This window comes from Pseudotabrizicola sp. (assembly GCF_030656345.1).
Classification (GTDB): domain Bacteria; phylum Pseudomonadota; class Alphaproteobacteria; order Rhodobacterales; family Rhodobacteraceae; genus Pseudotabrizicola.
Genome location: NZ_JAUSNR010000007.1, coordinates 94358 through 111364, shown reverse-complemented (window position 1 = coordinate 111364; position 17007 = coordinate 94358). Strand labels below are relative to the sequence as shown.

Sequence of the window (17007 nt, the reverse complement as noted above, 5' to 3'; positions counted from 1 at the left end):
TGCTGCGGGTTCGAGGCTTGATCCACCCGACTTCGGCCGTTTGCGCGACGACAGACACCGCTCGGGGCGAAGAACGCTTGCCCAGCGAGCAAAATCAGGCGATCTTGAAGTCAAGCGGCAGGCCACTTGGGGAATGTCGGTTAGAACGACACCCCTTGGCCGCTAAGCCATCTGCCCCAGCCACTTTGCCCAGCGCCCCGCAGTTTGTGTTATCAACCGGATATCGTCGCTCTGCTTAGTTCGTCCACCGTGCCGCCACATGCCGTGGCCCTCGCCTGCAGGCGCACCGCCACCCGCGCCATGCATCCGGCACACATCCCAGCCTTTGACCGCTGGGGCCTTACATGGTTCCCCGCTGCGCTTCGACCTCGCACAGCATCTGGGCGCATCCATCAGCCTTTGTGCGGGGTGCATGGGGTTATCGTCACTTTTCATGCTGCCCCCCCACCCCATGCGCGACAGCCCCGACAATCGCCTGCCCGCCCGCGTTAACCGTCACATGCTCCACCGTCACCTTTTGCTGCCCCCCAGTGCGGTATCGTTTCAGGGCTTCCATCTGCATGGCATAGGTGCGCGCCAGCTTGTTCAAGGCCCGTTCTGCCGCGTCTTGCTGGGGGATGGTGTCAACATGGTTGAACTTTCGCGCCATCATCATTGTGGCTGCATGGATAGCACCCATTTGGACAGCGAGCATGGCTTCCAACTCGTCGCGCGGTTCAACTGCTCTGACGACCGACAAGACAAAGTTGCTGTTAACTTCGTCCAGCTTTTTGCCATGTGAGCCCAGAGTCGCAACCTGTCCTGTGACGCCGGCGTGAAAATGGGGGTCTGCTGTCCCCAGATCGGCCATCAACAATAAACCCGTCGCGGCTTCGTTGTGTGATGCCCTGTGCAAGACGTTTAGAACGCCATCTTCCATCTTCAGACCCATTGGCGGGCCATTGGTTCGTGCGCGAGCTTTCGCAAGCGTTTGTTTGACCTTTTCTCTTTCGGCCTCGGTCAACCCATCAAAAACGGCTTCATCTTGTTCGGGCTTGATGTCTGCCCCGCCCATAAGTGTTGGGGATGGGGTAAAAGGCGCGAGTTTCTTTTCTCGTTGGGGACTTTTCTTCGGCAATGCCATGTCACTCGCCCCCAGCAATAGCGCGGCCTGCCAGCAAGGCTCTGACAACCGAGTTTATACCTGTCTCGCCGGTTTTCAGCACTCGGTCAGGGGCTATGCTCTGCATAAGCGCGTCAACAACCCTGCGTGTTGACCGCTCCCCCCCAGCCTTTGCCAGTTCAGTTATGGCCATGATTGGTAGCGCCACGGCAGGGCTTGCCATCACGCCCCCGACGCCAAGCATGGCCGAAAGCCCGCCACTGGTCGGGGCGAGGCGCGAAAGGCTGCGCAGGGCATTTTGCCCGCCTGTTCCGCGAACGACTTGCTCCATCAAGGCCAGTTCTTCCGGCTTGAAGGATCGAGCTTTGCGCGGGTTGTCCAGAATGCTGCGCAGATTTTGCCGCATGGCGTTGATTTCATTTCCGCCACTTCCTGTGCTGGCAGCGCGCCGCACCGCTTTTGTGGAAGCGTCATCAATGGATTGCGCCGCTGTTGCGCGGCGATGCGCGTCCCGGCCTTCTCGCAAGCTATCGGCTATCGGATCGTTCAAGTTGTTCAGGTAGTCGGTGATTTCGCTTTTCATGATGCCAGCAAGGCGACGATCCGCTGGCGCAGCGGTGCCAGGAATACTGCTCTCAGTCAGGCGACGCAGGTTTTCAATATCCTCAATCCGCATGGGGTTTGCAGTATCAGCCACAATTGCATCAAGAACCGCAGACGATGACGGCTGCAGGCGGGAGTTGATCCGTTCCGCACTCATCCGGTTTGAAATGCCCAGCGCAAAGTTATCAACTGAATCTTGAGGCAGAACCCGAGTGTCTGCCCGCACGGGCGCATATGCGTCCGCTGCCATCATACGTTGGTCTTCAATCCCACCGCGCACCACAGCATCTGATCCGTTGGCACCCAGCGCGCGGCCCGCCGCATAGCCCGCAGGAACGCCACCAGCAAGGAGCCCGACGATTTCCGCAGTCGTGCTGCCAGGCGCAATCTCATTGGCAATTGCCGCTCCCGCGCCCGAACCGATGGCAGACGCCGCCTCAGTGCCCGCGAACAAGCCCGGAGCAGCCCGTACAGCGGCGCTGCCCATTGCCACGGGCGCAGCGACAACCGACGCCCCTACTTCCTCTCCTACGCGCCGTGCCATGCGCTCTGTGGTGTTCTGTGGTTCAGGGATGTTCGCCCGAAAGGGCTGTAGCGCAGCGTCTATGCTGGCGGAACCGCCCAATGGGCTTTCAATCGGCCCCCACATGCCTGTCATCTCGCCCACGCCATTGATTGCGCCGGTGACGGCATCGACTGGGAAGCCAGCCATTTGCGCGATGCCAGTTTGCGTTCCCGCTCCAAAGTTTCCCGCCACACTGGAGACGCTTGGGCCTTCCAGTGCCTGCGCCTGTGCTTGTTGCTCAGCGAGCCTACGGCGCGCGCGGGCGCGCGCGGCTATCTGTTCCGGATTCATGCTCTGACCGGAGATGGGACTCTCGGGTGCGAACTTTGCAAACGGGTTGGGCTTAGGCGCAAACTCCGCAAACGGGTTAACCGCTGTACCTGCGGGCTGGGCTTTACGCGCAGCCAGCGCTTTCTCCGCAAGAGCATCGTAGTCAATGCCCCCGCCGCCGCCTTGCGTCTGTTGTGTGGCGATGCGTCTCTCCGCGCGAGCAATTGCCGCCTGCTGTTGTCTTATGAGATCCTGTCGCTTTTCTTCGGTCGTCATGGTCGCTTTCCTTCTGTTTTGAACGTGCCTGCGTCTGGGAGTGCGGAACCTGCGGAACCTTTTTCCATACATTTCGTCCAGAACCACCAAACCCCCTTAAGTGCGGAACCTGCGGAACAGACATATACCCGATTACCTCATTATTTTCAGTTGGTTAGATGTTCTGGTGAAATGTGTGGGAAAAGGTTCCGCGAGGTTCCGCATTTGCGGGGTATGTCTGTTTTTACAGGGTTTTTCAGGGCAGGTTCCGCATGAGGTTCCGCACAAGGTTCCGCTCTCATACATGGCTTGCCGCCCCCCCCGGTGGCAGGAACCGCGACAGGTCACGGCTCGGCCCGCTCGTAAACTTGCCAGAACGTGCCCAGCCCGCGCGGGTGATGATGCCGGTAATCCGCATGGCGTCGGCCTTGTTGCGTCGATCCAACGGGATTTCCAAAAGCTGAAACACATCGCGGGTGCTTACCTCTGACAGGCCATCGACTACGCGCAGCACATCAGCCGCCCAAGGGTCATCCGCCGCCCGTGTCGCCACCACTGCCGCTGCTGTGCCTTCGTCTGCACGGTCGAGCCACCAGCGTTCCCCGGCCTGATACAACGCCACAGCTTCGGCCCAGAGTTGTTCCCGGTCGCGGGTCAGGCCATCCAGATCCACCGCACCCACCACAACCGGCCAGAACCGCCGCCCCCCTGTGTCATCGGTCAGGTAATCATTGCGGTTGGTGGTTCCGGCAAAGATGCACCGCCGGGGTTCGATAACCTCTGTGCGGCCATAGGCGGGGCGGTAGCGTTCTTCGGTGCGGCTCAGGAATGCTTTGACGGCTTCGGTGTCGGATCGGCGCATTGCCGACAGTTCCGGCAATTCGATAATCCATTTGCCTCGCAGCGCAGCGCTGGCATCCTTGCCGTGCATGTCGCGCAGGCTATCGCTAAACCAGTCATCCCCGGCCAAGGCGCGCAGGATGGATGACTTTCCGGCCCCCTGTCTGCCTTCCAGCACTAATGCGCAATCGGCCTTGCAACCGGGCCTCAAGGCCCGCGCCACCGCCGCCACCAGCCAAGCCTTGCCCACCTTTGCGGTCAGGTCAGCAGGTTCCGCGCCACAATACCGGGTAAGCCAATCCCCCGCCCTGTGAACACCATCCCACGCCAGCCCCTCAAGGAAATGGCGCACCGGGGAAATGATGTTTTGCCCCGCTACCAGAAAAAGGGCGTCCGCAGTGCCGTTCTTCGTGGCATCGGGAAAGCCGTTGCGGTTAAACCAACGCACCGCCGCCGTGATATCGTTGTCAGTCAGGGGGCGGGCGGCAAAGGTCGAGCGCGGCACAGTCGTTCCGGGGATAGGCTTCAAGAGCATATCCAGCCCGGTAAATTCATCATGCGCTAGCACCTCCGCCCAGTCGGGGCTTTCCTCCAAAATGGTGCAGGCGACATCGGCGCACCACTTCACGCGGTCTTGTCGCTTTGACCTAGCGGCCTTCGGCGCAGCCTCGATGCCGCCGCCTCGGCCCGCTGCCGCGCTAAACATTGGCGTTGTCTGCCGCCCTCTGTGGCGGCGAGCAATATCTGCCAGATCGGCCCCGTTCTGCCGGGCCAACTCGCAGACGCTGCCCCACCCCTTGCCGCCGCCAGCCTTGAAACTGTTCCACTTTGCAGCGGGTTCGCCAGGCTGATACTTTGACCCCTGCGCACTCCATCCATCGGCAAGGTCGAGGCCCGCAGTCGATCCGCTGAAATGGTCATGCAGGCCCATCAGCACCCCGCACCATTCGTCATACCCGCAGTCTGGCGGGATGTAGGAGAGGATTTCCTGCACCTCGGTCTGGTCGGCCTTGTGACGGTCGCCAACAAAAGAATAGTGGCCTTCTGTGGCGACCTGAAACAGCGTTGCAGCGGTGTCTGAAGGCTTGCCCCGCAGGGGTTCCAGAATGGCCGCAGGAACGCTTGTCAGGGCGTCAGGGGTGATTGAGCCGTTCAAGAGCCGATAGGCCCCCAGCGGCGTTACAGAGCCGGGCGCAATGATGTATCCACCATCGCCCCGCGTGTCGATTTTCCGGCCTAGTTTGCCGGTGGTGCTTCCAACCCCGCAGGCACGGAAATACAGATGCCGCCCCCCGCTTGGGGTTGCGACGGTCGGAACGCTGCCGATCAAGTAGGACAGGCCCAGCGCGCCAAAGGAAGCCTCCCCTATGGCCTCGCCGGTGTCGCGGTCGGTGTCGAGGTCCACCACGAATAACCCGCTTGCCCCCCCGGTGGGGATGCCCACGAGCGCCTTGGGGTGCGCCTGCCAGAATGCTGCGACTTCGCCCAGATCGGCGGTCGCATCCTTGAACCCGTGCGGCGTCAAGGGTTGCTTGCTCGGCCCACAAGGAAACACCGGGAAGCCAGCCCGCGCCCAGCTTGCCGCGTTTTGAGCGGGCATCTGTGATAGCGCGGCCTCTTGTCGGATCGGGAAGGCTTCACCCATGCGCGCGCCTCTTGGATTGCTCCGCAATTTTGGTCAGGATCCGATAAGCGTCAAAGGGCGTCGGCGCGCTGAAGCAAAAGCCTTCATTGCGTGCGGCATCCTTCCAAATGATAACCTGCAGCCCGCCTAGTTCGGATACCTCGGGGGAATACTCCACCCGAAAACCGCCCGGCAGCGTTCTGGGAAGCAATGCGATGACGTTGTTTACGGTGTCGGCCAAATCATGCCTCCCCAGATCAGAGAGGCGACGGTTTGCGCTTGGCTATCGTTCAATCCATGCAGGCGGCGCAGATACATCTTTTGAATATGGGTCGCGCTGCGTGCGCCGGGGAGTTTGACAGGGCGCTGCGGTGCGGCGGCAAGTTCCTTCGTCCGCGCAATTGCTGCCTCATGGCTGGAAAACTTGCAAATCTTGGTCCTGATGGATTTATCGCCAGTCGGGGTTACTAATACCGTGAACCAGCAATTCCCGGTCTTTTCCACGGTGTAATAAGATGTTGGGGCGGTCGGTATTTTTTCGACATTGCTCATGCTGCACCCTCCATCTGCATGGAGTCGAAAGCGCATTTAACGCTCGAGCGCAGCACATAGCGGGCATGATGGCCGGGGAATTCGCCTTTGTGGGTCTCGGTGATGGTGTCGATTTCAAAGCCAGCATCGCGCAAATTCTTGACGTATGCAGACCATCTGGGGCCGGGGTGATCTATTGGTGTGCAGCCATTTGCCCCCGCTGCAATCAGGTTCTGCAGCGCCCAGAGGTCGCGACCTTTCACCAGTGCCCGGAAGGTCTGGCCATCGGTTTTTGTGATATCGAAGGCGGTAAGCGCCCAATTGATTTTCATTGTATCTGCCTCGGCTGTTGATGCCTCGGGCAAGTGGTGGTATCGTATGGGGTATCCTCATACCGCATCTCGAATACGCCGCCGCCCTCGGGTGGCGGTTTTCTTATGCGGCGACCTGTGCTTGCGTGGCTTCCCACGCTTCCACCTCGGACCATTTCCAACGTGTCATTTGGGGTGACAGCTTCACCGGGGCCGGAAAGCCATTGCGGTTCACCCATCCCCAGATAGTCGCACGGTTTACGCCAAAATGCGCGGCAAGAGCTATGTCAGCCACATAGGCGGGCCGGTCGGTATGTGCTTGAATGTGCTTGGGCATTGTCTGCATCCCTCATGTCAGCGTGACTTCATGGGATGCAACTTGGACTAAGTGAGTGCAAAATGCAGTCACCCTAAATTCATCCGAATAAAAGGTGACAGAAAGCAGAATGCAAAAGATAAATGGCTTTATTCCTCGGACGGCTTTCTCAAAATATTTCGTCCCTTTGTGACCGAGTTTTTCAGGCCCCTGACCGTGCTATGAGCAAACAGTGGGCTTTTATGCTCCTGCGCCAGCTCGATGATTTCAACGTCCGTAATGGAAAATCCTGCCTTTTGAATCTCCAGTCGAACTTGTTCGACAAATGCATGCCTCACAACATGCTTGCTGGCCACACGCTTGGGCCTGCCTCTACCTCTGCCCAAATAAACAGGGTGATCAGACGCCAGTTCTGGGCCGATCAAATACCACGCATGCGCCGCAACAAAGCTGTTTTTCAGGTCGAAGGGTATGCCCAAAGGCATGATAATAGCGGCCAGTTTATCCATCAGCCTGAAATGCCGCAGAAGCCGCTCAAGCCCGGCAGTTTCGGCGGCAATTTGTTGGTTCACAAGAGCCTCAACGACGCTGCTTTTCTTGGTCATGCGCCAATCCTCACAACATTGCCGCCCACCGCGCGCCCGGTCAGAAAATCTGCCCAGTCCGCCATCATGCGCCGCCGCTTTTCCACCATGTCGCCACGCCGATAGGCGGCTTCCACTGCGCTAGATATGCGGTGCGCCAATGCCACCTCGGCCATGTCGCCGGGATATTGCGTCTTCTCTGCCGCCCAGTCGCGGAACGTCGAGCGCAGGCCATGCGGCACGGCTGGGCGCTTGTTGCGCGGGTCGAGGTACCCTGTGTCATCCCCGCCCCCTGCCCCTTCCTTGGCGGCTTCATGGATGCGCCGCATGGTCGCCGAAAGGGTCATGTCTGACAACTGGCCACCCTTGGCGGCAGGGAATACCAGTGCTGTGCCGTCAAGGCGCGGCAGGGCTTCCAGCAAGGCCGCGGCTACAGGGGTCAGAGGCACGCGGTGTTCGCGCTTCATTTTCATCCGGGCGGCGGGGATAGTCCAGATTGCGGCCTCCAGGTCGATTTCATCCCAAACCGCGCCGCGCACCTCGCCGGATCGGGCGGCAGTCAGAGCGGCAAACTCTACAGCCCGCGCGCCAAACCCTTCACGGGTGCGAAGGTCGGCAAACCACGCGGCGGCATCGCCCAGCGCCAAGGCAGGATGATTGCCCGTGACCGCCACCGCCGATGCGGCAGGCAACAGCTCTTTCAGATTGCCACCCCATCGCGCCGGGTTGTCGCCAGAACGGTGGCCCGAAACTGTGGCCCATGACAGAACAGCTTCAATCCGCCCGCGAAGGCGGGATGCGGTTTCTGTCTTGGTTTGCCAGATCGGTTGCAGAACTCGCAGGACGTCCTGCACCCCAATGTCCTGCACCGCCATCTGCCCAAGTTCGGGCAAAGCGTAGGCATCAAGGGTGGCACGCCATTGCTTGCGGTGCTTTTCGTTCTTGAAGGCATCCAGCTTTGCGCCCAGCGCCTTGTCTACAGCATCGGAAAACAGCATGCCCCGCTTGCGCTCTGCCACCAACGTAGCGCGGGCGGCCTTGCGTTCCTCTACGGGATCTATGCCAGCTTCCACCTTGGCGCGTGCTGTGCGTGCCTTCTCACGGGCAAGGGCAAGGGTCACGGTAGGAAAACCGCCCAAGCCGATATCGCGGCGACGGTCACCAATCCTCATGCGCAAAATCCACGTCTTGCCGTTCTTGGGGGTCAGCTGCAGGTAAAGGCCAGCAACACCACCAACCGCGACCAACGCATTACCCTTGCCCCCGGCATGAGTCAGCCGCTTAACATCCAGCGGCCCCAGTTCCTCGGCAATCTTTGGCATTCCTGCACACCCCACCTACTACCCATCAAAGAGTAAACGACAGGGTGCAATGAGTTGCAATGGGATAAATCCAAGTTCTGAGGTAACTAACGTTGAATCATAGAGTTGCCGACCACATTCCACTACGGGATGCAACGGGAAGCATTCTATCAATGGCGGGCACCCTCTCCGCCACTCCCCTCTGATTGTTTTGGGCATTTTCTTATATGCCCATCATCCAGGCCCACCACGTGAAAACGCTTGGCACTGGCTGCGGATGCACCTCGCCTGCCTATGCCGTCAACATCGCCCCCAAAGGTCGGGTTACAGACAGTGCGGAGGCTGCGGTTCTGGTTCCTGACGGGTGCAGGATCCGGGCATGGCGTTTGAAAAACCTGAGGCGGTGGCATGGAGGCGTGCAGACTTTCTTCCATTGCTGGAACAGGTCTGCAGGTTCCCTGCTTCACATGCTGCCATCACACGTTGAAATGCTGGGCTTGGCTAGGGCACAGACATTCCGCTGACGGACCTGATCCCCGAAGCCTGTGACGGATTGGCCGGGCCAATCTTTGCCGCCTTTGCCGATCCGTCCCTGACGACACGCGAAAGCGACATGGCAGAGGCGGAGTGGCTGGCCGCAACCGGCAAATCAGACCAATTGCACTATCCGGCAAGGGCGGAGGCCGTGGAACGCAAGGGCGGCGCAAGATGAAAAAGCGGCACCGGATGGTCCGGTGCCGCTTCAAGTGCTTTGACGCAAAGGGTCCGCTGATCTCAGGCAGCGGTGCGGCGGCGGCGCAGGGCCAGCGCCCCAAGCCCGCCCAAAGCGGTCAGCATCAGGCCAAGGCTGGCAGGAACCGGCACAGCGGCGGGGGAAAGATCAGGAGCTGGGGCCCAGGCGGTGGACGAGATGGTGTAGCTCAGCGGGTTGTTATTTGTGCCATACAGCCCCAGCCACAGCTGGCCGGCAAAGTCATCGCCCAGCTCGATTGTCCGCACGATCGGGGTTCCGGCGTTGTTGTAGTTGAAACTCACACCGCCGCCCGCTGCGTAGATGCCGTCCCACGCCCAGCGAAAGGCCGAGGTGCTGAACAGGACCTGCCCACCGGCAGAATAGCTGTAGCCAAAGCCGGGCATGGCCTCGAACACCAAAGTCAGGATCTGCTTTCCGGTGGGCAGAAAGCCGAAGCTCAGAATGTCATGATCATTGGAACCGGACCACGTGCCGGACACCGATGTGACCCCGGCAGCGATGGCCGTCGGGGTCTTCCAGGCATTGGAAAAATCACCCACGTCGCTTTCAAGCACTGTCGCGGCCGGGGCAATGCCCGCCATCAGCGACAGAGCCACAGCAAGCGGTGCTGCAAAGGTCTTCAACATCATCATCTCCAAACGGATAAACAGGTTACATGCCGCTCAACTAACAGTCGGTTTGGGAAGAAATAAGGCGGAATGGCGACGTGGATCGGGCAACCGGGGCCGTCTGACGCGACGTTACACTGGTGTCATGCGGCACGGTCAGCCCCTGCCCCCGGCCCGCTCTCTGCCAGACCCCGGTGTTGCCACGCGCTTTACGGTCGCGGCTTGACAGCCTATGTTATCGATAACATAGGCTGCAGAGCGACATCTGTTGCCAGCAACCTGAAAGGACGCAAACCTTGGGACACCAGCTTTTTGATCTGACCGGGCGGCGGGCGCTGATCACCGGGTCGTCGCAGGGCATCGGCTTTGCTCTGGCGCAGGGGCTGGTCGCGGCGGGGGCGCAGGTGGTGCTGAACGGGCGGGATGCGGCCAAACTCGCCGAGGCGGCTGCGCGCATCCCGGGGGCAGAGGTGCTGGCGTTCGACGCCACCGACCACAGCGCCGTGCGCGCCGCGGTTGATGGGTTCGAGGCCTCGGGCAAGCCCATCGACATTCTGGTGAACAACGCCGGGATGCAGCACCGTGCCCCGCTGGAGGAGTTTCCCGCCGATGCGTTCGAGCGGCTGTTGCAGACCAATATCGCCAGCGTCTTCCATGTCGGACAAGCGGTTGCGCGCCACATGATCGCACGCGGGCGTGGCCGGATCATCAACATCGCCAGCGTGCAGACTGCCCTCGCCCGGCCCGGCATCGCGCCCTATACCGCCACCAAAGGTGCTGTCGGCAATCTGACCAAGGGCATGGCGACCGACTGGGCGAAACACGGGCTGAATTGCAACGCCATCGCGCCGGGGTATTTTGACACACCGCTGAACGCGGCGCTGATCGCCGACCGCGCCTTCACCACATGGCTGGAAAAGCGCACCCCTGCCGGGCGCTGGGGCAAGGTTGAGGAATTGCAGGGTGCCTGCATCTTCCTCGCCTCGGATGCCGCCAGTTTCGTCAACGGCCATATCCTTTACGTCGACGGCGGCATCACAGCCTCGCTATGACCTTGCGGGTGGTGATCATGGGGGTTGCGGGCTGCGGCAAATCTTCGGTGGGCGACGGTCTGTCGGCGCGGCTTGGCATCGCCTACCGCGATGGCGACGATCTGCATCCGGCACAGAATGTCGACAAGATGCGCGCAGGGATACAGCTGACCGATGAAGACCGCTGGCCATGGCTGGACCGGGTTGCGGCCGTGCTGGCGCAGGAAGCGCCGGTGATTGTCGGATGTTCAGCCCTGCGCCACAGCTATCGCGACCGGCTGCGCGCAGGCGCGGGCGGGTCGGTGCAGTTTATCCACCTGTCCGGCAGCCGCGATCTGATTGCCGCACGCATGGCGGCGCGCACGGGCCATTATATGCCGGCCAGCCTGCTCGACAGCCAGTTTGCCGCGCTTGAACCCCCGGGCCCGGAGGAGGCGCAGACCGTTGCCATCGACCAGCCCCTGCCCGCGCTGATCGACACCATTGCCACATATTTGAAAGGACCCCGCTTATGACCGATACCATCGCGCTGATCGGCGCAGGTGCCATGGGGGGCGCGATTGGTGCCCGTCTGGTCGCCACCGGAACCCGGCTTGCCGTGTTCGACCTTGATCCCGCAAAGCTGGCCGCGTTGATCGAGGCGGGGGCGACGGCTGCCACATCCGCCGCCGACGCCGCACGCGGCGCGCGGGCCGTCATCCTGTCGCTGAATGCACCCCATATCGTGCGGGCGGCGGTGTTCGGCCCGGGCGGGGTTGCGGATGGCGCAGCACCCGGCACGCTGATCATCGACATGTCCTCGATCGATCCCGAAGCGACCAAGGCGCTTGCCACTGACGCCGCCGCAAAGGGTCTGGCCTGGGTTGACAGCCCGCTGTCCGGCGGCATCCCGAAGGCTGCAACCGGCGAGCTGACCCTGATGCAGGGCGGCGCGCCCGAGGATGTGGCCGCCGCACAGGCGATCCTGTCACGGGTTGCGTCAAACCAGACCCGGATGGGCGGGCCCGGCGCGGGCCAGACCACCAAGCTGATCAATCAGGTGCTGTGCGGTCTTGGATTTCTGGCGGTTGCCGAGGCGACGGCCCTGGCCGAAGCCGCCGGGGTCGATGCCGGTATGATCCCCAAGGCGCTCAAAGGCGGCCGCGCCGATTCTGCCATCTTGCAGGAATACATGCCCCGCTTTGCCGCGCGCGACTACCGCCGCACCGGCCGCATCGACAACATGGTCAAGGATCTGAACGGCGCCGCCGACTTGGCCCGGCTGACCCATACGCCGATGCCGCTGACCGCCCTGTGTGCCGAGATTCACCGCATGCTGACCGCCGCTGGTCTGGGCGGCGAAGATCAGGCGGCGCTGATGGAATTTTTCAAAGGACCGCAAAAGGAGATGTTCGAATGATCACCCGCTATGCCCTGTTTGAGGGCCGCATCCACGACGGCCAGACCGAAGCCTTCCGCCAGGCGATCCTGACCGAGGTGCTGCCGAAGTGGAAGGCGTTTCCCGGCGCGCTTGCCGTGCGGGTGACCTTTGCCGAAAGCCGGGATGAGGGCGCGCCGGAGTATCCGCTGATCCTTGCCATCAGCTACCCCGACCTTGCCGCTGTTGACGCGGCCCTTGCCAGCCCCGTCCGGGCCGAGGGCAAGGCCGCGACCGAGGCTGTGCTCGCGCGCTTTTTCACCGGGCGCATCCACCACCACATCACCACAGCGCATGATCATGATCTGGTCTAGCCATCCCTGCCACGGCACCACCGCTGCGCCGTGATCCCGCCGCGCAGAACCACGACCATGGCAGATGTTGCCCGCCTTGCGGGGGTCTCTCCCATGACGGTCAGCCGCGCCTTCAGGACCGACCGTCCGGTCAGCGCGGCCACGCGCCGCGCGATCCTGAAGGCTGCGGATGATCTGGGCTATGTCTTTGACAGCACGGCATCAAACCTGCGGTCACAGCGCACGGATTTTATCGCCGTCACCATCCCGTCGATCAACAACGCCAACTTTGCCGAAACGGTCCGGGGCCTGTCAGACGGGCTGAAACCGCGCGGGTTGCAGGTTCTGCTGGGCTACACCGATTACGACATGGCAGAAGAGGAACACCTGATCGGCCAGTTGCTGCGCCGCCGGCCCGAGGCGGTTGTCGTGACCGGGGGCCGCCATACGCCGCGCGCCCGGCGGTTGCTGGAAAATGCGGACATCCCGGTGGTCGAGATCTGGGATCTGCCCGATGATCCGATCGGCCATGTGGTCGGCTTTTCCAACGCCCGGGCGGTGCAGGGCATGGTCGATCATTTTGTGGCCAGGGGCCTGACGCGGATTGGCTTTATCGGCGGCGATGCCACGCGGGATACGCGCGGCGCCGACCGCCGCGCCGGATTTGTCGCCGCCATGCAGGCGCAGGGCCTGGACGCCACCCGCCTGATCGCAGCCGGACCCCCGCCCATTTCGATGCGCGAAGGGGCCGATGCCATGGCCCGCCTGCTGGAAACCCTGCCCGACACGCAGGCGGTGATCTGTGTGTCCGACCTGTCGGCCTTTGGCGCACTGACCGAATGCCAGAGGCGTGGGGTCGAGGTGCCGGGCCGCGTCTGGATCGCAGGCTTCGGCGATTACGAGATCGCCGGCATCGCGGTTCCGGCCCTGACCACCATCAACCCCTTCCCGCGCGAAATCGGCACCCGCACCGCAGCGCTGATCCTCGACGTGCTGGATGGGAGACAATGCACACCGGCCAGACTGGCCATCTCACCAGACCTGCTGCTCCGCCAATCGACGGGCTGAGGCGGGAAATGGCCTTCATCGCAAGCGCTGCCGACATCCCCCAAACCCAGATCCGCCAACCGCTCCTGCAAAGGCGCAAGGGTCGACGGCGTTCAGCTTGCAAACCCCTCTACCGCAGAACCCCGCTCGTGCAGGAAATCCTCGTCGTTGCGCTTCGACAGCGGGCACCGGATGGAGCAATGCCGCCAGACGGACGGTCTCAGGGCGCCTCCTGAAGTACCTGAACAGTGCGCGTGGGTCATCAGGCAACGCGCTCCGCCGTGCCGTGCCGAATTTTCCTCTGACAGCGCCACCGGACGCGTCAATAGGTTGCGCGACCGCCTGAAAGATCGAACACGCCTGCGGTGGTGAAGGAGTTTTCTTTCGTGCACATCCAGACGATCATGGCTGCGGCCTCGTCCACCTCCAGAAACCGGGCGCGGGGGATTTTGGACAGCATGAAGTCAATATGCGACTGGCTCATCTGATCAAAAATCCGGGTGCGGGCCGCTGCCGGGGTCACGCAGTTGACCGCGATGTCGGTGCCTGCGTTTTCCTTGCCCATCGCTTTGGTCAGCGCGATCACCGCTGCCTTAGACGCGGAATAGGGGGCCGCGTTCGGGTTGCCCTCCTTCCCGGCGACCGAGGCGATGTTGACAATGCGGCCATAGCCGCGCGCCTGCATATGGGGCAGGACTGCCCTGCAGGCGTGAAATGTGCCATGCAGGTTCACCTCGATGATGCGGTGGAATTCTTCGACCGGATAAGCCTCAAGCGGCCCGTTAGACCCCGCGATCCCGGCTGAATTCACCAGCACATCCAGGCGGCCCAGCCGCGCAAAGGTGGCATCGGCCAGCGCCTGCGTGGCCGAGGCATCGGTCACATCAAGGCCCGCGCCTTCGGCCCGCCCGCCCAGCGCTGCGGCACTGGCGGCGGCAAGGTCCGCGTCCATGTCCCACAGACAGACATGCGCGCCCGACGCATGCAACCTGCGCGCCACCGCAAGGCCGATGCCCTGTGCGCCGCCGGTCACTACGGCCACCTGACCGGCCAGATCATATGTGTTCATGTATCCTGCCCCTGACATCTGCTACCACCTTCCGCCGCTGATGACCCCGCCCCTAGCCCAGCGCCGAGATTACCTCTGCCGTCGTTGTCACCAGCGCCACGTTCTGCAGCGCGTAGTCGATGCTGGCGCGATGCCAGTCGGCGTTCATCGTGCTGCATCCGTCTTCGGGGATGACCATGACAAATCCCTTGTCGGCCCCGGTCCGTGCTGTGTGTTCGATGCTCATGTTGGTCCAGGCCCCGGTCTCGATAAGGATGTCGCGCCCGGTGGCTTTCAGAATCGTCTCCAGCCGTGTGCCCTCCCAGGCGCTCATGCGGTTTTTCGTGACGATGTAATCGCCGGGCTTCGCCTCCAGCCCCGGCACGGGCTCTGCGCCCCATGTGCCCTCGATCAGCGCATTCGCGTCGACCGCACCTTCGAACAGCGGCGCGTTCAGGGTCATGTCGGCCCCGTCGGCGCGGCGCACGAACCAGACATGAATCACCGGCATCCCCAGCGCCCGCGCGCGTTCCGCCAGCCGCCCGGCGTTGCCAATGGCCCCCTGTTCGCGGCAATGTGCCGGGCTGCCCGATGCGGCAAAGGCCCCGCCCTCCATCACGACATCGTTCTGCATGTCCTGAATGATCAGCGCACAGCGCGCCGGGTCCAGCCGCAGTCCCTCGTCCGCAGGTGCCGCTTTCGCCATCGCCTTGGCCTTCATGAACGGCTCGGCGCGCGGGCCCACCTTCACATCGACCGTGTAGACGCTGGTGGATGCGCAGACATAAAGCGTGCGCCAGTCCGGCCCGCCCCAGTGCAGGTTGGCGGGCAGTTCGGGGAGGGACACGCGCCCCAGATGCCGCCCGTCCGGCGCATAGACCCAGAGCCCCCCCGGCGCGGTCACCCAGACATTGCCCTCGGCATCGCATTTCATGCCATCCGGCACGCCCGGCAAAAGGCTGTCGCGGATGCCGCTGGCAAAGATGCGGCCATCGGCCAAGGTGCCGTCCTGCTGCACGCGGTAGACACGGATGCTGGCCTGTTCGGTGTCGTTCACATAGAGCTTCGATTCATCCGGGCAGAAGCACAGCCCGTTCGGCTGTGTGAAGGTATACCGATCCACCACAAGCTGCGGTTCATCGCCGGGGCGGTGCCCGGGGGGCAGACGAAACACACCCTGCCAGCCAAGCTGACGCGGACGCTCTACCCCGAAATGCGGCATCCGCCCGTACCACGGGTCGGTGAACCAGATCGAGCCATCGGATTTCACGCAAAGATCGTTGGGAGAGTTCAGCTCGCGCCCCTCGAAATGGCTGCAAAGTACCTCGCGCGTGCCATCAGGGCGAAAGCGCGCGACGGAACTGGTCGCATGTTCGCAGACGATCAGGTTGAGGTCGGCATCATAGGTCATGCCATTGCCCTTGTGCGACGGGCGCATCACCTCGCGCACCCCGGCACGGTCCAGCCGGCGGCGCACATCGGCCGGCATGTCGGAAAACAGCAGATACTGGTCCACCGGATGCCAGACAGGGCCTTCAGTAAAGGTGAATCCGCTGCCCGCCTGCCGGACGGGGGCGTGTTCGTCAATCAGGCGGCGGAAGGCGGGATCATGGGCTGCATGGGCCATGGCCGCCCCCTCAGGCCGGGAACCAGTCGCGCCGCGGCACCGACTGGCTGACCGGACCGGGCACCACCATGTCGAGCCGCCCCACGACGCGCCCGCCCTCGACCTTTGCGGGCTTGTCATGCACCGGCAGGATGAATTTTGCGCCAGAATACATCAGCTTGCGCACCTGCCCTTTTTCGGCGCGCTTGGACCCGCTGTGATTGCCCGTCACCTGATATTCCTCGGGGCCAAAGCTGCGCAGGGGCTCGATCACCTGGTCATTGAAGTCATAGATCACGTCGCCGCAGATCGTGGCCAGCCCTTCGGCGGTCTGCACATGCACGTTCATCGACCCTTCGGTATGCGCGCCAGCCGCCTCCAGCACGACGCCGGGCATCAGCTCGACCGGCCCCGAAATTTCCAGATCCTCCAGCCGCAGGGCACCCGGATGGTGCAGGCGTTCGATCAGGTGGATGATGTCGGGCTTGGGATATTGCGGGTGCATCAGGCCCGATACAGAATATTCCAGCTCGCGCCGGTTGATCACCACGGTGGTGTTCATCGGAAAGCAGTCATCCTTGCCGGCATGGTCGATATGCAGATGGGTGTGCAGGATGTAGCGCACATCACCCACCTTGACGCCGTGTTTGGCCAGTTGCCGTTCGACCATGTTCTCGTGAAACTGCAGGCCGCGCATCCCCAGCGTTTCCATGATCGCATTGTCGCGGTAGCCGGTATCGACGACGATGGGATACTGTCCGCCAAGGATCAGAAACCCGTAAACCGGCACCCGCCGCACCCGCCCGCAATCGCGGCCAAGCACCAGAAAGGACGATTCCAGCTCGATATCGCCAAAGTCGAGGATGCGGATTTCTAGCGCCATGATGGTTCTCCCTTGAGT

At 62.4% G+C, this 17007-nt stretch carries 19 protein-coding genes; 6 read left to right on the top strand and 13 right to left on the bottom strand.

Annotated elements, in window-relative coordinates:
- Positions 1 to 424 precede the first annotated feature (424 nt).
- The 9 genes from Q7J44_RS03625 to Q7J44_RS03585 form a co-directional block, all read right to left on the bottom strand.
- Positions 425 to 1123, bottom strand: a complete 699-nt coding sequence (locus Q7J44_RS03625) for a hypothetical protein (protein WP_304877063.1) — start codon at positions 1121 to 1123, stop codon at positions 425 to 427.
- A gap of 1 nt (position 1124) precedes the next feature.
- The gene (locus Q7J44_RS03620; protein ID WP_304877062.1) at positions 1125 to 2816 is read right to left on the bottom strand and encodes a hypothetical protein; all 1692 of its coding nucleotides are present in this window, start codon (positions 2814 to 2816) and stop codon (positions 1125 to 1127) included.
- A gap of 277 nt (positions 2817 to 3093) precedes the next feature.
- On the bottom strand, positions 3094 to 5235 hold the full coding sequence (locus Q7J44_RS03615; RefSeq protein ID WP_304877061.1) for a VapE domain-containing protein: 2142 nt from the start codon (positions 5233 to 5235) through the stop codon (positions 3094 to 3096).
- A gap of 37 nt (positions 5236 to 5272) precedes the next feature.
- The gene (locus tag Q7J44_RS03610; RefSeq protein ID WP_304877060.1) at positions 5273 to 5500 is read right to left on the bottom strand and encodes a hypothetical protein; all 228 of its coding nucleotides are present in this window, start codon (positions 5498 to 5500) and stop codon (positions 5273 to 5275) included.
- Positions 5485 to 5811, bottom strand: a complete 327-nt coding sequence (locus Q7J44_RS03605; RefSeq protein WP_304877059.1) for a hypothetical protein — start codon at positions 5809 to 5811, stop codon at positions 5485 to 5487. The genes Q7J44_RS03610 and Q7J44_RS03605 overlap by 16 nt, the downstream gene beginning before the upstream one ends.
- Positions 5808 to 6155, bottom strand: a complete 348-nt coding sequence (locus Q7J44_RS03600) for a helix-turn-helix domain-containing protein (RefSeq protein WP_304877058.1) — start codon at positions 6153 to 6155, stop codon at positions 5808 to 5810. The genes Q7J44_RS03605 and Q7J44_RS03600 overlap by 4 nt, the downstream gene beginning before the upstream one ends.
- A 70-nt stretch (positions 6156 to 6225) precedes the next feature.
- On the bottom strand, positions 6226 to 6438 hold the full coding sequence (locus Q7J44_RS03595; RefSeq protein ID WP_304877057.1) for an AlpA family transcriptional regulator: 213 nt from the start codon (positions 6436 to 6438) through the stop codon (positions 6226 to 6228).
- Positions 6439 to 6566: 128 nt separating this feature from the next.
- On the bottom strand, positions 6567 to 7022 hold the full coding sequence (locus Q7J44_RS03590) for a hypothetical protein (protein ID WP_304877055.1): 456 nt from the start codon (positions 7020 to 7022) through the stop codon (positions 6567 to 6569).
- Positions 7019 to 8323, bottom strand: coding sequence for a site-specific integrase (locus Q7J44_RS03585; RefSeq protein ID WP_304877054.1), 1305 nt, complete (start codon positions 8321 to 8323; stop codon positions 7019 to 7021). Before Q7J44_RS03585 ends, Q7J44_RS03590 begins: the two co-directional genes overlap by 4 nt.
- Positions 8324 to 8855: 532 nt before the next feature.
- Between Q7J44_RS03585 and Q7J44_RS03580 the strand changes: the two genes are divergently transcribed.
- Positions 8856 to 9014: a hypothetical protein gene (locus tag Q7J44_RS03580; protein WP_304877052.1), complete on the top strand. Its 159-nt coding sequence runs from the start codon at positions 8856 to 8858 to the stop codon at positions 9012 to 9014.
- Positions 9015 to 9076: 62 nt separating this feature from the next.
- Here the strand turns inward: Q7J44_RS03580 and Q7J44_RS03575 are convergent, their stop codons facing one another.
- Positions 9077 to 9682 (bottom strand): PEP-CTERM sorting domain-containing protein, encoded by a 606-nt coding sequence (locus tag Q7J44_RS03575; RefSeq protein ID WP_304877050.1) that lies wholly within the window; start codon positions 9680 to 9682, stop codon positions 9077 to 9079.
- A gap of 278 nt (positions 9683 to 9960) precedes the next feature.
- Here Q7J44_RS03575 and Q7J44_RS03570 point away from each other — a divergent pair, with 278 nt between their 5' ends.
- From Q7J44_RS03570 to Q7J44_RS03550, 5 genes are read left to right on the top strand one after another with little or no spacing between them, the layout of a single operon-like run.
- Positions 9961 to 10716: an SDR family oxidoreductase gene (locus Q7J44_RS03570; protein WP_304877048.1), complete on the top strand. Its 756-nt coding sequence runs from the start codon at positions 9961 to 9963 to the stop codon at positions 10714 to 10716.
- Positions 10713 to 11210, top strand: coding sequence for a gluconokinase (locus Q7J44_RS03565; protein WP_304877046.1), 498 nt, complete (start codon positions 10713 to 10715; stop codon positions 11208 to 11210). The genes Q7J44_RS03570 and Q7J44_RS03565 overlap by 4 nt, the downstream gene beginning before the upstream one ends.
- On the top strand, positions 11207 to 12094 hold the full coding sequence (locus tag Q7J44_RS03560) for an NAD(P)-dependent oxidoreductase (RefSeq protein ID WP_304877044.1): 888 nt from the start codon (positions 11207 to 11209) through the stop codon (positions 12092 to 12094). The genes Q7J44_RS03565 and Q7J44_RS03560 overlap by 4 nt, the downstream gene beginning before the upstream one ends.
- Positions 12091 to 12426, top strand: coding sequence for a hypothetical protein (locus Q7J44_RS03555; protein ID WP_304877042.1), 336 nt, complete (start codon positions 12091 to 12093; stop codon positions 12424 to 12426). Before Q7J44_RS03560 ends, Q7J44_RS03555 begins: the two co-directional genes overlap by 4 nt.
- A 57-nt stretch (positions 12427 to 12483) precedes the next feature.
- Positions 12484 to 13473, top strand: a complete 990-nt coding sequence (locus Q7J44_RS03550; RefSeq protein ID WP_304877041.1) for a LacI family DNA-binding transcriptional regulator — start codon at positions 12484 to 12486, stop codon at positions 13471 to 13473.
- Positions 13474 to 13774: 301 nt separating this feature from the next.
- Here Q7J44_RS03550 and Q7J44_RS03545 read toward each other — a convergent pair whose 3' ends face one another.
- Genes Q7J44_RS03545 through Q7J44_RS03535 form a run of 3 tightly spaced genes read right to left on the bottom strand, consistent with a single transcriptional unit; the run spans position 13775 to position 16989 of the window.
- The gene (locus Q7J44_RS03545; protein ID WP_304877039.1) at positions 13775 to 14521 is read right to left on the bottom strand and encodes an SDR family NAD(P)-dependent oxidoreductase; all 747 of its coding nucleotides are present in this window, start codon (positions 14519 to 14521) and stop codon (positions 13775 to 13777) included.
- Positions 14522 to 14573: 52 nt separating this feature from the next.
- Positions 14574 to 16127, bottom strand: coding sequence for an isochorismatase family protein (locus Q7J44_RS03540; RefSeq protein ID WP_304877037.1), 1554 nt, complete (start codon positions 16125 to 16127; stop codon positions 14574 to 14576).
- 10 nt (positions 16128 to 16137) lie between these two features.
- Entirely contained in the window at positions 16138 to 16989 is an 852-nt protein-coding gene (locus Q7J44_RS03535) for an N-acyl homoserine lactonase family protein (RefSeq protein ID WP_304877036.1), read from the bottom strand.
- Positions 16990 to 17007: the final 18 nt, after the last annotated feature.